Here is a 16,986-nt window from a genome sequence, read left to right as displayed (position 1 = left end):
CACAGGGCGGTACATTTACTTAACGTTTATTTAACTTCGATGCGATAAGCAAAAACTTGTTTTTCCTTAGCATTAATAGGTGTTAATGGTATCCAGCGAACTGCGGTATATTTTTCAGGTGGAATAATAACCTCAACTTTTTTTCCATCTTTCATTATTTCGCGTTTCACTGGCTCTTCTTCAAATGTTTTACCTCCATCAATACTAACTAAAAAATTCGATTTAATTTTTGTGTTACTTGTATTGGCAATATAAAAAGTATTTTCAGGAATAGGTCCTGTAATAATTAAGCCATTCAAAGGCTTTTCGCTATTATTTGTGTAAGTTAACTTATATTCGATTTTATCTTTTGGTACAGCTTTCTCTGCTTTTACTAATTTTTCCTCTCCTTTATCATTTACTTCAACTATATATGCATCCATTTTACTTACTAGTAAGTTATCATCTTCCGCATAAACAGAAAAAGACATCATCAAACAGCCAATCACTATCAATAATAAATTTTTCATATTACACCTCATCCTTTATGATCCATGAAATATATATAATGCGATAAGCATGCCAATAATAAATATTTTTACATCATTAAAAAACAATGAGTTAATCACATACGTTTATTTAAAAAGCAAAATAGAAAATTAATTATAATTTTGCGAATCATTATTTAAATGCAAAATAAAAATCAAATTTAAAAATATAACGTTATAAACATCGAACTATGGAATAACATTTTCAAAGTAACTTATATGCTACAGCGCATATCACACAAATAAAAAATCACTTTCAAATGCATTCAATATCAATTATTTACGCAAAAATAATCATTAAACATTATTGCTATATTGGATGATTTTATTAATTAACTCTTAATTAATAAACAAATGTTTCACAATTAAGAAATACTACATTTATCAATATAAAAAAATAACCATGTCGATATTTTATCGCATGGTTATTTCCTAAAATATTAGTCAATGCCAATATTATTTTATTTTTATTAAATAAATAGCTGTTCCTTGATCTCCTGGAGATAAAGTGCCCGCCATATTCCAACGTACTTCGCCTTCATACCCCACCACATTTGTTCCATTCGCAGTAACAGTTGTACAAGTGAGCGACGTTGGCACATTACCCGAGGTACAATCTATTGCTTGGGATAATTCAGTATAACTTGGCGTACTATCAAAAATACTTACTTCAGTTAGATCACCATCCCCTACATTAGTAAAGGTTATAACGTATTCCAATATATCCCCAGGACGGCCATTATTACTCACTCCAACAGCCGTTCCTTGAGTAATATTTCGGACCGTTTTTTCAAGCTTTAATTCTCCTGCACCACGGAATGTTGCTCTGACAGTATCTTTATCTAGCACTTGACGCGTAATGCCGTGTCCCGTACCTGCACTGTCGGTAAAGATCATATCTGCAGCTATATCATAGTGATATTGACCATTAAGCAGGGCATCCTCTGGTACAAAAACTTTACTGAGTAAACACACGGCTGTATTTCCACTGACAGCTATTGGGTTAACAATTTGAGCATCTGCACCATCAATTATTCCATTACAATTACTGTCAAGATAAAGCACAGCATTCCAACCGTCATTAGCAGGAGCAACCTCTGGATTTATAATGGAAAAGTTCACACTCCCTGCCGTAGCTGCGGTAAACTTATGTGGGAATAACACTGCTTTTCCGGGTTCAACTTCACTGAAGTTATCGGGCTCCATCCTTGGCTCGCGTACCTTACCAAAATCAAGACCACTGATATCATCCCCCGCACTGGCATTAACTGCCATCTGGCTATCAACCACACTGGTACTGACCACTTGTGGGATTGCGATAACATTGGCTTCACTGATATCAATCCAATCCGCTTGTTTAATCACATCAAGTAATAAGTTTTTACCAGAGAAATCAACTCCTAAAATAAATTTATAACTACCATCTCCCGATGTAATATCTGTGGCTATCACATCCCCCGTCGTCACCCCTGTAACACCAGCATCATTGAAAGTAACAGTGACAGTAAAATTACCTAACCCTACTTCACTGCCTTCTTGTATACCATCATGCGCTGCCGTTGCACCACCGACGCCATTATCTTCAAACACCACCCCACTTAAAACAATACGATTGAGCAATTCAAATAAATGATCTTCAACCTCACCATCAACGGCTGTACCATCAAAGGTATTACAACTGTTTGCGGCTGAGCATAAACGCACCCGCATCACGGTATTGCCGTTAAACCCTTCAGCGCTGGCGGCATCTAACGTTATCGCTATATTATTATTGCCCGCAGTGACCGCTTGATCGTTGATCAATAACTCATTGCTATCGGCAAAATCACCGTCATTATTTAAATCGACCCAAATACTTACAAAACCATTGCCCACCACTTGAATCGGTAATGTGGTGCTGGTTTCTACAATGATTTGAGCGGGTATCACTAAATCTTCATCATCCTGACCATGGGTATCATCGCCCGTTGCATCAGCTGATGACCATTGTGTGAATTCAGGATCCCAACGCGCTCCTAAATATAAATCAGCCGTCCCATCCAATGCCGCATCTAAATAAGCATGACTCGCGACACCATAACTGGCTGCAGCATCACCATAATCCTTGGAATCATAACAACCTGCACCATCATTACCTTGTAAACTGCCTTGATCAGATGCGGTTACATACTCCACTTCTTGCGTCATCACATTAATACGATACACGACAGCACGTTCATTAAGATCAATGGTTCCATCTTGGTTTGCATCATGATTACCACCATTTGTCATCGCATAAAGGCTGATCGCGTCATCCATCACTAACGCCCCAGCTTGCAATTTACCATTGGTATCTAAGGTTGGCTCTGCACCAAAATAAGTCAGCGCTTGTGCCGTCACTGCCCCCGTAGATAAATTCACGGTATAAAGATTATCACCATTGAGATCAACCAAATAGCCCAGCCCCGACTGACTACTGATAGCTAAATCAGCACCGACATCTATTGAACCACCACCATAAGTACCGCCCATGGTGGCAATATCTAACGGCACCGTCGTGAATGTCTGCGTATTAAGATCTATCTTAACCAATGAATCCCATGAGGTACGCCACACAATTAAATGGTTACCGTCGGCAGTGACATCCCCAGCGGTTGGCGAGCTTAAAACCGTTGAGGTCGAACTATATCCAGTATGACGCAGTGAATCTCCTGCGGAAAAATCAAAACTTTCCCCATCTTGTAAACGACGAATTGTAGTCGCTGATTCAGCACGAATTTCACCTAAATCAATAAAGCTGGTGCCTGTTTTATCCGTCACAAACAAATGATGAATACGATCTGCTTGTGACATATCGGTGAAAGTACCGTAAACCAAACCATTAATACGATTAAAACCAATTGCATTAATGTTAGCGGCATTTGTTTGATTGGTAATAGTGATCGGATTAACAATGTCAGTAAACGTCATCGGATCAACAGTAACATCGAGTGAGTTATAACTGTAATCCGTTGCGGCTATTGGTAAACGCGTTTGCACAATGAGATCACACTGATTATTCCCCACCAGATCTGATATCAACACCCGATAATCTTCGACTTCACCGTCATTCGCTAAGCCTACGGGGCTATCACAACCAACATCACTGCATAAACGAACCCGTAAATAACTGTAACCAACGACGGCACTCGCGGGGATCGGTACACTGTAATTATTATTCCCTATCGCAGCACTGGCATCAGCAATAATTTGCTCCCCCGTATCATCCCAATCCCCATCAAGATTAAAATCAAGCCATGCATATAAACGTTGTCCAGTACTGGTGCGCGCCGCATCTTCAACAACATTCACTGTAATATCAAGGTTTTCACCTTTCGTTGCTGATAAAACAAGTGAGACTCCATCTTCATCATCAAAATTATTATTGTCATCAGCAATCGCACCAATATTTTGCAGATCACCTAAATCGGCATCCCACAAATTGCCCATTCGCAAATCGATAAAGCCATTATCATCACTATCAGCCTGTACATGCGCCGCACCATCATTTTCATAAGTAGTGGTGTAGTTATTTATTCCAGTACCAGCCGTTGTATCAGGTGCGTCACCTAAATCACTCCCTAATACATTGGGCGCTTTAGTGAAACACCCTTTTTGAAGGTTATAGCCATCACCAGTACTACCTGTAAAACCAAACCGCACCATGTTATTACCAATATCATTACGAATATTACGAGTGAATTGACCCACCATGATGCCATCGAGATAATAAGTAAATTGATTGGTCGTTGGATCCCATTCAAATTGCGCAATATGATAGCGCCCATCTTCTAACTCACCTCCAGCAACAGATGTGGCAGGAATAAGGGTATTAGCAGCATCTGGGGTATAGATATCGCCGTTAAGATAAACGCCTGTATGGTCAATATATTGCCCCCCCACAGCATCATCTGTCGCACCAATATACGTATTATCAAAGGTATCAAATTCAAACACGACCGATGGTGAAACAGGCGTTGCACCAAAAATATCACCAACCCCTAATCCACCACCAAAAGCACCAAAGGCATTCAGATCTCGTGAATCCGCAGATAGCACAAACGTCATGCCATCAGCACCACTTTCAACTCCATTGGGACATCCGGTATTACAGGTTCTATCACCTAAATACACCGCCAGTTCGGCATACATAGGTTGATTCAAATCAATATAACCATAACTCCATAAATATCCTTGCTGATTGGTAGTATTAGGAGTCACAATATATTCACCATTTGCGGCCAAATAAGCATCACCGCCTTCAAATACAACTGGCGCTTCACAAATATTAGGTTGGACTGTATTCGAAATAATAGGGATTACTATGTCGGTATCATCTTCACCATTACCAAACCCGTTATTAGGGGTTGAATCATTGTCATTGATACTGGTTTCTATAATCTCGGCATTGATTGCAGGTGCTGTAAGTGACTGAGGAGCTAAACGGATCACCGCATAATCATTAAACCCTAATCCTATTGCACCAAGGTCTAATATACCTGTCACTGGATCATAAGTAGATATTTCGGTGGTACCATCACCTGCATACGCCTTAACAAAACTGTATCCAGCTGGAATAGGAAGCGTTACTTTAGTATTAAGTGCTACCGTTGCACCCATGTTCTCAATACTAACAACAACGTTAAAGGGAATACCTAAAGTTACATTTACACTAGGATCCATCGCTAACATTAATGCCAAATCACCCAGTGGTTTTAATGAAATTAAATGATCTTCAACTTCACCATCCCCTGCACTACCTGTTGGTTGATTACACACTTCACCGCTAGAACAAATACGTAAACGAACAAACGTATCCATAATTTGGACATCGGCAGGAACCGTAAAATTTAAGGTGCTATTGCCTGATGCATTAACTGTAACAGTCGCTGTTTCATCGTTATCGAAAACACCATCCAAATCAAAATCAATCCAACCATATAAATTGTCACTACCCGATGTCACCACAGGAACAGTCAAAGAGAGTGTATCTCCAGCCACGAGAATGGTTGGAATGGATGGCTGAGTAAAGCCATCTTCATCATCAGGGGTTACACCATTGGTATCGTCACCATCCGCAGTGGCGGTTGGTTGACCATCATTTTCATTATCTGGCGTATTGCCTCCTAAATATGGCAAACCAACATCTGTTTGGTGACGAGGTCCGTTATTAATTAGTTCAGTAAAGTATCCACTCGTTGTTGGCGCATCGGCCCAATCTAGTGGTACTGGCGCATATCGACAACGGGCACCATCATTGCCAGCAGCAGAGGCATTGGTTTGAGAGAACAGTGTCGCGGTATAGCTGCCAGCAGGTTTTGAGCCATCTAATACATCGATACGGTAGATTCGACCTGGGGATGGATTTTCTGAGATATACATATACCCTTGGTCGTCAAAATACATAGCACCATAAGCCACACTAGGGATCCCGGCCAATACACCTAATGACGTTCGAACACCTGTCGCTGGGTCAAATCGATATAACGTTCGAGAGCCATCGCTCGGCACAGAGTAAATAAAACCATCAACAGGGTTAAACGCAATATCAGCATAATTTAAACTCGTCGTCGGTAAGGTTCCAACTTGAGTTAAATAAGTTTCACTGTTTGGATTGGTATCAAATAAATAGAAATTACCGCCATTATGCGCATATAAAATACCGTTATCATCAATGTCACCATTATTAGCATTACTTGGCATGGTTGAATTAGAGAGGGGTAATGAATAAGTATTATAAGCACTGTCAAATAAGTTAAGCGTATTTGTTCCCTGTATTCCGGCCAATGTATTTGTCACCATAGAATAACCCACAGCACTACCTGCAGTTACCGGGGAAACAAGGGCAGTCACTTCTCCTGTTGCTAAATTAATGGCATTTAGAATAGTCGAACCAGAACCATTGCTTTGGGTCAAATACGCTGGAGTAGAACACACATCAAAAGAGCTTACAGCAAAATCAGCAAAGTTAACGTCAGTTACAGCACCAGCACTAACTGTCACAATATTTGCACTACTCGATTGATATGTGGCAGGATCGCCCATGGTTCCACCGACATAACTTCCAGTGCTAATATCAAGTGTTGGTGCTGTAGGGGGACAGGTTGGAGAGGCTATATTGGTTTCATTAATAGCTTCATAAACTTTATAATTTCCAGAAGCGGGTAATGAGATTAAATATGCTCCTGTAGTAGGATCTGAAGTCGTCGCATGACACAGCCCAGTTGCCGTATTATAGGCAACAACAGGAACGGCAATACCTAATCCCGTTTCGGTTCCATCTTTAATACCATTTGTTGCCGTACCACCACCACTTCCATCATCATTAAATATAAAGCCTGATATAGAGGGTGGAGGATCGAAAGTATAGGTACAACTAATATTTGAGCCGTTAGATAACGTAAATGGACTAGAGCAAGATAAATTATTAAGCGTATATCCAGCAGGCCCGGCCCAACTCAGAGTATAATTACTCGGAGTCATCGCTTTCGTTTCACCCGAAGTAAAATTGGTTGCAACACTGCCACTGTCTGTTGCTATTAAAGTAAAGTCACCAGGAACTGCACTGCCCCCGAGATTCACCACAGCATTTAAAGTTAAACTACCTTGAGTAAAAGCATAAGATTCTAAAATAAGTTTATCTAATGCTGCTCCTGATCGCCCACTGAAACCAGCAAGAGCTTGTCCTGATGGTGAAATCACTCGATTATAATATGTCCCACCATAAGCATACCCAGGACCAATAATTCCTGTTGATGGAGAAGCTGGAGCTGATGCAATTTCTAATTTATCTGTCGTTGTATTATAACTAACCGCTGCGCAATAAAGTCGGAACCACCCCATTACAGGCCATGTTGTCGTCTGAGCATCAACACCAACGACAGCTTGATTTGCAGGACAACTACCAGTAAATAATGTACCAGATTGCGGCCCCCCCCATGCAGTCACACCACTAAAATTCAATGTAGCTACGCCTGAGGAAACCATAATATTAGAACATCTGCCTCTCACGGCTGTACCATCAAGATTGCCACCTGAATTAGAATTATAAAAATCAAATCCTGTTATTAATTGTCCACTAGGGCATGTTATTGAAGAAAAAGGAACGCCGCCATTCCCTCCAATTTCTAGTAAATTACTTTGAAAATTTAATCCAACACCTTCAGCGGAATATACTTTAGTTACGCATAAAAAAATGCTAATAAAAAAAGAAAATATTAACAATGATCGTTTTATTAAAGAAAAAATAAACATACTGAGTCATCCTTTTTAATTAACACTACGTATTATTATTAAAATAATAAGTGATAATTTTACCTAGCAAGAATCATTCCTAATAAAAAACGGGCAAAATAACTACTCAAATAAAAATTATAATGCTTTTTGCAATTAATTATTTTTTTGATTCGCAATTATTTAATAATAATCCGATAAATAACAGTCCCCAGATCACCAGCAACTAACGTACCCGTCATATTCCAACGTACTTCGCCTTCATACCCCACCACATTTGTTCCATTCGCAGTAACAGTTGCACAAGTGAGCGACGTTGGCACACTACCCGAGGTACAATCTATTGCTTGGGATAATTCAGTATAACTTGGCGTACTATCAAAAATACTTACTTCAGTTAGATCACCATCCCCTACATTAGTAAAGGTTATAACGTATTCCAATATATCCCCAGGACGGCCATTATTACTCACTCCAACAGCCGTTCCTTGAGTAATATTTCGGACCGTTTTTTCAAGCTTTAATTCTCCTGCACCACGGAATGTTGCTCTGACAGTATCTTTATCTAGCACTTGACGCGTAATGCCGTGTCCCGTACCTGCACTGTCGGTAAAGATCATATCTGCAGCTATATCATAGTGATATTGACCATTAAGCAGGGCATCCTCTGGTACAAAAACTTTACTGAGTAAACACACGGCTGTATTTCCACTGACAGCTATTGGGTTAACAATTTGAGCATCTGCACCATCAATTATTCCATTACAATTACTGTCAAGATAAAGCACAGCATTCCAACCGTCATTAGCAGGAGCAACCTCTGGATTTATAATGGAAAAGTTCACACTCCCTGCCGTAGCTGCGGTAAACTTATGTGGGAATAACACTGCTTTTCCGGGTTCAACTTCACTGAAGTTATCGGGCTCCATCCTTGGCTCGCGTACCTTACCAAAATCAAGACCACTGATATCATCCCCCGCACTGGCATTAACTGCCATCTGGCTATCAACCACACTGGTACTGACCACTTGTGGGATTGCGATAACATTGGCTTCACTGATATCAATCCAATCCGCTTGTTTAATCACATCAAGTAATAAGTTTTTACCAGAGAAATCAACTCCTAAAATAAATTTATAACTACCATCTCCCGATGTAATATCTGTGGCTATCACATCCCCCGTCGTCACCCCTGTAACACCAGCATCATTGAAAGTAACAGTGACAGTAAAATTACCTAACCCTACTTCACTGCCTTCTTGTATACCATCATGCGCTGCCGTTGCACCACCGACGCCATTATCTTCAAACACCACCCCACTTAAAACAATACGATTGAGCAATTCAAATAAATGATCTTCAACCTCACCATCAACGGCTGTACCATCAAAGGTATTACAACTGTTTGCGGCTGAGCATAAACGCACCCGCATCACGGTATTGCCGTTAAACCCTTCAGCGCTGGCGGCATCTAACGTTATCGCTATATTATTATTGCCCGCAGTGACCGCTTGATCGTTGATCAATAACTCATTGCTATCGGCAAAATCACCGTCATTATTTAAATCGACCCAAATACTTACAAAACCATTGCCCACCACTTGAATCGGTAATGTGGTGCTGGTTTCTACAATGATTTGAGCGGGTATCACTAAATCTTCATCATCCTGACCATGGGTATCATCGCCCGTTGCATCAGCTGATGACCATTGTGTGAATTCAGGATCCCAACGCGCTCCTAAATATAAATCAGCCGTCCCATCCAATGCCGCATCTAAATAAGCATGACTCGCGACACCATAACTGGCTGCAGCATCACCATAATCCTTGGAATCATAACAACCTGCACCATCATTACCTTGTAAACTGCCTTGATCAGATGCGGTTACATACTCCACTTCTTGCGTCATCACATTAATACGATACACGACAGCACGTTCATTAAGATCAATGGTTCCATCTTGGTTTGCATCATGATTACCACCATTTGTCATCGCATAAAGGCTGATCGCGTCATCCATCACTAACGCCCCAGCTTGCAATTTACCATTGGTATCTAAGGTTGGCTCTGCACCAAAATAAGTCAGCGCTTGTGCCGTCACTGCCCCCGTAGATAAATTCACGGTATAAAGATTATCACCATTGAGATCAACCAAATAGCCCAGCCCCGACTGACTACTGATAGCTAAATCAGCACCGACATCTATTGAACCACCACCATAAGTACCGCCCATGGTGGCAATATCTAACGGCACCGTCGTGAATGTCTGCGTATTAAGATCTATCTTAACCAATGAATCCCATGAGGTACGCCACACAATTAAATGGTTACCATCGGCAGTGACATCCCCAGCGGTTGGCGAGCTTAAAACCGTTGAGGTCGAACTATATCCAGTATGACGCAGTGAATCTCCTGCGGAAAAATCAAAACTTTCCCCATCTTGTAAACGACGAATTGTAGTCGCTGATTCAGCACGAATTTCACCTAAGTCAATAAAGCTGGTGCCTGTTTTATCCGTCACAAACAAATGATGAATACGATCTGCTTGTGACATATCGGTGAAAGTACCGTAAACCAAACCATTAATACGATTAAAACCAATTGCATTAATGTTAGCGGCATTTGTTTGATTGGTAATAGTGATCGGATTAACAATGTCAGTAAACGTCATCGGATCAACAGTAACATCGAGTGAGTTATAACTGTAATCCGTTGCGGCTATTGGTAAACGCGTTTGCACAATGAGATCACACTGATTATTCCCCACCAGATCTGATATCAACACCCGATAATCTTCGACTTCACCGTCATTCGCTAAGCCTACGGGGCTATCACAACCAACATCACTGCATAAACGAACCCGTAAATAACTGTAACCAACGACGGCACTCGCGGGGATCGGTACACTGTAATTATTATTCCCTATCGCAGCACTGGCATCAGCAATAATTTGCTCCCCCACATCATCCCAATCACCGTCGAGGTTAAAATCTAACCACGCATAGAGACGTTGTCCGGTGCTTGTTCTGCCACTGTCTTCAACCACGTTGACCGTAATATCAAAGTTTTCCCCTTTGGTCGCCGACTGTACAAGCGTCACACCGTCTTCGTCATCCAAATTGTTGTTATCATCAGCAATTGCGCCAATATTTTGCAGATCACCTAAATCTGCATCCCAGCCACTACCCATACGTAAATCGATAAAGCCATTATCATCAGTATCAGCCTGCACATGCATCGCACCATCATTTTCATATGTGGTGGTGTAGTTATTAATGCCTGTACCAACCGTTGTATCAGGTGCATCACCTAAATCAGTACCCAGTACATTTGGAGCAGCTGTGAAACACCCTTTTTGTAAGTTGTACGCTTCACCCGTACTGCCCGTAAAGCCAAACCGGACTAAATTTCCGCCTAGCGCTGTCACCAAATCACGAGTAAATGAGCCAACAAGCACACCATCCATGTAGTACATCATGGTATTGGTGCTTGGATCCCATTCAAACTGGGTTATGTGATAACGTCCATCTTCTAATTCACCATTAGCAACAGATGTCGCAGCTATCAGCGTGTTCCCTGCTGACGGAGTATAAACATCACCATTTAAATAGACGGCGGTATGATCGATATGTTGGCCGCCAACTGCATCATCTGTGGCGGCAATGTAAGTGTTATCAAAAGTATCAAATTCAACCACCACTGAGGGAGCTATTCGCGTTTGTGTTGAGCCAAAGATATTAGCATTTCCAATGCCATCGACCCCTAAATACCCGCCAAGACCGCCCTGTGCGTTCAACCCCCGCGGGTCATTTGAGAGTACGAAAGTCATACCGTCACCGCCCGCTTCAATATTAAAAGGAGGCACCACATTGGCACTGCGATCACCTAGATACACCGCAAGCTCAATATAAAACGGTTGATTTAAATCGATAAAACCGTAACTCCATAAGAAGCCGTATTGATCGGTTGCATTAGGGGTTACAACGTACTCACCATTAGTATCAAGGTAAGCATTTCCAGCAGCAAAGGCACGAGGTGCATCACAGGTTCCCGGCTGTACGGTATTGGAGATAATTGGCGTAACGGTATCGGTGTCATCTTCACCATTGCCAAACCCATTATTAGGGGTTGAATCAATATCATTGATGCTGGTTTCTATAATCTCGCCACTAATAGCAGGGGCAGACAAATCTTGAGGTGCTAATCGGATCACCGCATAATCATTAAACCCTAATCCTATTGCACCAAGGTCTAATATACCTGTCACTGGATCATAAGTAGATATTTCGGTGGTACCGTCACCTGCATACGCATTAACAAAACTGTATCCAGCTGGAATAGGAAGCGTTACTTTAGTATTAAGTGCTACCGTTGCACCCATGTTTTCAATACTAACAACAACGTTAAAGGGAATACCTAAAGTTACATTTACACTAGGATCCATCGCTAACATTAATGCCAAATCACCCAGTGGTTTTAATGAAATTAAATGATCTTCAACTTCACCATCCCCTGCACTACCTGTTGGTTGATTACACACTTCACCGCTAGAACAAATACGTAAACGAACAAACGTATCCATAATTTGAACATCAGCTGGCACGGTAAAGTTAAGCGTACTGTTACCCGAGGCAGCCACAGCAACCGTTGCAGTTTCATCTGCATCAAAGACACCATTTACGTCAAAATCAATCCAGCCATAAAGGTTATCACTGCCTGATGTAACCACAGGAACCGTCAAAGACAAACTATCCCCACCGACTAAAATAGAGGGGATATTCGGTTGAATAAATCCATCTTCGTCATCGGGTGTTACCCCATTAGTATCATCACCATCAGCTGCCGTTGTTGGCTGACCATCATTTTCATTATCAGGCGTATTAGCACCTAAATATGGCAAACCAACCTCAGTTTGATGTCGAGGTCCATCTTCTGTCAATTCAGTGAAATAGCCATCTGAAGTCGGTGCATCAGCCCAATCTAGAGGTACTGGAGCATAACGACAACGCGCACCATCATTACCAGCAGCTGATGCATTCGTTTGAGAAAATAACGTCGCCGTATAGCTACCTGCTGGTTTTGAGCCATTCAATACATCTATACGGTAGATTCGACCTGGGGATGGATTTTCTGAGATATACATATACCCTTGGTCGTCAAAATACATAGCACCATAAGCCACACTAGGGATCCCGGCCAATACACCTAATGACGTTCGAACACCTGTCGCTGGGTCAAATCGATATAACGTTCGAGAGCCATCGCTCGGCACAGAGTAAATAAAACCATCAACAGGGTTAAACGCAATATCAGCATAATTTAAACTCGTCGTCGGTAAGGTTCCAACTTGAGTTAAATAAGTTTCACTGTTTGGATTGGTATCAAATAAATAGAAATTACCGCCATTATGCGCATATAAAATACCATTATCATCAATGTCACCATTATTAGCAGCACTTGGCATGGTTGAATTAGAGAGGGGTAATGAATAAGTATTATAAGCACTGTCAAATAAGTTAAGCGTATTTGTTCCCTGTATTCCGGCCAATGTATTTGTCACCATAGAATAACCCACAGCACTACCTGCAGTTACCGGGGAAACAAGGGCAGTCACTTCTCCTGTTGCTAAATTAATGGCATTTAGAATAGTCGAACCAGAACCATTGCTTTGGGTCAAATACGCGGGAGTAGAACACACATCAAAAGAGCTTACAGCAAAATCAGCAAAGTTAACGTCAGTTACAGCACCAGCACTAACTGTCACAATATTTGCACTACTCGATTGATATGTGGCAGGATCGCCCATGGTTCCACCGACATAACTTCCAGTGCTAGTATCAAGTGTTGGTGCTGTAGGGGGACAGGTTGGAGAGGCTATATTGGTTTCATTAATAGCTTCATAAACTTTATAATTTCCAGAAACGGGTAATGAGATTAAATATGCTCCTGTAGTAGGATCTGAAGTCGTCGCATGACACAGCCCAGTTGCCGTATTATAGGCAACAACAGGAACGGCAATACCTAATCCCGTTTCGGTTCCATCTTTAATACCATTTGTTGCCGTACCACCACCACTTCCATCATCATTAAAGACAAAACCAGAGATAAATGGATTAACCGTAATTGGATGGTCTTCTACTTCTCCTAAACCACCATTACCAAAGGAACGAGGATCTTCATCACTTCCAGTGACGCTGTCTGTTAAGATTTGATCACTAATTCGAACACGTAAATAATATTCATCCATTGATGATAATGCAGGTAAGGTACTCCACAACATAGATGTTCCAACATTTGAACTTCCAGTCGGAATAACGATTGGATCACCTGCACTCACACCAGCTTCAACAAACTCATCTTTATCAAACGTACCACTATTGTCCCAATCCACCCATGCATATAAATAGGCATCAGAGCCTGATGAATTATTCACTAACTGGTTATAAGAAAAAGTCGTACTGGTTTCATAGAGTTGAGTGATACCTAAAGAATCTTCATCATCAGTACCATCTAGATCATCGCCATCGGCATTGGTTGAAGGTAAGCCATCTAAGTCTGTATCAGGGGGGGTAGTTCCTACATAGATATCAGTAGTACTGGTATCATGAAATGGGCCATTGTCAGCTAAAAGCGTACGGTAGTTTCCTGTTCCAATACCTACACCTGAATCAGGAGCATCACCATAATCTGCAACAGCTGGAGTAGCCAGTTCAGTAGATGAAAACTCAGAAGATGCGCCTACATATGCAGCACCTTTACTACTAGTTTCAACAATCGAAATAACACCAATATTCATTCCATAATAAAGAGAAGTAGATATTATCGAACCTGAAAACGTACCATTACTTTGTCCAACTAAACTGCCAAGATATTTTGTACCCTCACCATAACTTTTTCCTGTTACCGTATTAAGATCAGACGTCGTTTCAACGGTACTCGTGTCTCCATCGCCTGAAACAACTTCATAAATTTGTATCTCGAATTCACGAACTGCATCTGTGGGATTACACATAATGCCATCAATAGTTAATGACGAATCTAGAATCGATACTGATGTTACAACAGGCGACATTTGACTACTTATCGCAGGGGAGGCATGGTTTGTCCGCAAATAACATCCGGTTGGATCGTTTGGATGAGGTTCTGTTTCTATTCCATCATGTTCAATGGCTGGTGTAATATCAATAGCCTGCCCACCATTATTTCCAAACTGATTCTTACTTATACGAACGCCATTATCAATATGGCTATTTCCGTACGCAATACCATCAACCTCAGAAGGCCCATTGATGATTTTATTACTAAGAACATCAGAATGAGAGGGAACCATCGAAATTTGAGCATATTGCACAGTGAGACTTATAGTTGCATAATCGAATGCACTGTCTCTACTGGCTATGCCTACGTGGTTTCCATCAAAAGTATTTTGGCTAATAACGGTAAAGCGATTTTGTGCGCCCGCATGAAAACCTGAGACATAGGAGCCTGATATATAGTTTTTTGAATATGTGATAGCATGTGAACCTCTATCACTCACAATCCCCACACCACCGGAATTTAAAATATGATTTTCAGTAACAACAAAAATAGTAGGATCTGAACCAGACATATTAACATATATTAAATCAATTGCAGCATCCCACAGATTAGAGAAGTAGTTACCTATAACTTGGCCTGAATGTCCAACCCTAGGCTGTGTAATGTTATCATTAACTACATAGCCACGGTATAATTGATTATTGGCAAGGCTACCATCAGGAAATACACCTATTACATTATTTTCAAAAATGAAATTTGGTATGCCATCAGAAAACATAGCAGGACCAGAAATATTGGAATCACCATCATTCGCATAAACCCCGATATTTTTGATGGTAATATTGCTCGCACCATTGGCAACTTCAATTGCACCACACCCATGCCAACTTTTAGTGTCATTAAGGCTACTCTGATAGAAGGACCGGTTACAGTTATTTACACCATGATTTATTGCTAAGTTAGGTGTATCTACTTGACGAATTGGAGCCGAATCCCAATCGGCACCAACTGTAGTAACAACACCTAACGTAGAGGTATCCAAATCACGTAATGTTATACCATCAGAAAAATCGTAAGCAATACCATCAATAGTTGTATTATCGTCAGTTATTCTTGGAAAATTAGACCAAACTCCAGGTGTTCTCTCATTTCTTACTTCCCACCAAGTGCCATTTGTTGTTAGAACAGTAGGTACAAAACGCATTGTATTTGCACCATTATAAGCATTAGCGTTTAATAAAAATTGCTGATAAGAGCCAACACCATCAAATTCTGTGTTTACAACCACATTAAAGCTAAAGCCAAAACTTAAATTGCTAAGATTATAATCAAGATACAACCCCGTAATATGCTCACGAGTACCAGCATCTGTTGTAACATCAGGCCCCGTTGCTGTTTTACCACCATAACAAACATCAAAACTGTGAGTGGCATTCGTGGTTAAAACACTCCCCCCAATACCATCCGCACAATATGATTGTATGGCAAAAGAAGTCGGGATTGTGCTTAGAGCCTCCATACCAATGGTTTGTTCTGCAACCAAGCCACCGCTACCATTACTGGCGGTTGTCGGTGCATCAGCAGCAACCCAATACATCGCATTCGCTAATCCAGTAAAAGAATAGCTACCATTAGCATTAGTGATATCTGTTGCAACAACGGTATCTCCGCTATCGGGTAAATTATCGCCATCATCTAGATAAATCGTTACAGTAATACCAGGTAAACCGCGCTGATCTCCAGAGTTATCATTTAAAGTAACATCACCATCAGTTAATCCATCACCAGTGATGTCCTCAAAGACTGTTCCTGTAACAGAGGCTGCTAATGCACTATTACTAATAAAAAAAAGTAATAAAACAAAAACATTTATTATATTCCATCCTTTGAACATAAACACCTCAAAGTATTAATAAAGAAAACATACCTATAATTATTCAACCATTACAATCCAACAATCTCATGTCATTTATATGGATATAATGGAACAAAGAACAACTAATAAAACCAAGCATCATCCATGCCAAAAAAAAACCATTTTAAAACAAGCAATATATTATGCTTATTTCAAAATGGTTTTTATTTTTAGAATATTTATTGCATAACAAAAATATCAAATTAGAGCTGTACTTTAATATTAACAAGAGCTGTCATACTTTTAAATATTCT

Annotated in this window: 3 protein-coding genes; all 3 read right to left on the bottom strand. The window is 40.7% G+C overall.

Features of this window, described 5'->3' with window-relative positions:
* Nucleotides 1–26: 26 nt before the first annotated feature.
* The gene (locus ACJZU6_RS17250) at nucleotides 27–509 is read right to left on the bottom strand and encodes a DUF11 domain-containing protein (protein WP_080156322.1); all 483 of its coding nucleotides are present in this window, start codon (nucleotides 507–509) and stop codon (nucleotides 27–29) included.
* A gap of 474 nt (nucleotides 510–983) precedes the next feature.
* Complete coding sequence (locus tag ACJZU6_RS17245) at nucleotides 984–7,799, bottom strand: GEVED domain-containing protein (protein ID WP_408901499.1); 6,816 nt, start codon at nucleotides 7,797–7,799, stop codon at nucleotides 984–986.
* 158 nt (nucleotides 7,800–7,957) lie between these two features.
* Entirely contained in the window at nucleotides 7,958–16,711 is an 8,754-nt protein-coding gene (locus ACJZU6_RS17240) for a GEVED domain-containing protein (RefSeq protein ID WP_408901498.1), read from the bottom strand.
* Nucleotides 16,712–16,986 lie beyond the last annotated feature (275 nt).

Origin of the sequence: Photobacterium piscicola, assembly GCF_046058925.1 — a bacterium.
Taxonomy (GTDB): Bacteria; Pseudomonadota; Gammaproteobacteria; order Enterobacterales; family Vibrionaceae; genus Photobacterium; species Photobacterium piscicola.
The sequence above is the reverse complement of the archived record's forward strand: the minus strand, read 5'-3'. Positions and strand labels throughout refer to the sequence as shown.

Coding starts and splice junctions, on each gene's coding strand:
- ACJZU6_RS17250 (WP_080156322.1), bottom strand. CDS start 509: ATGAAAAATTTATTATTGATAGTGATTGGCTGTTTGATGATGTCTTTT.
- ACJZU6_RS17240 (WP_408901498.1), bottom strand. CDS start 16,711: ATGTTCAAAGGATGGAATATAATAAATGTTTTTGTTTTATTACTTTTT.
- ACJZU6_RS17245 (WP_408901499.1), bottom strand. CDS start 7,799: ATGTTTATTTTTTCTTTAATAAAACGATCATTGTTAATATTTTCTTTT.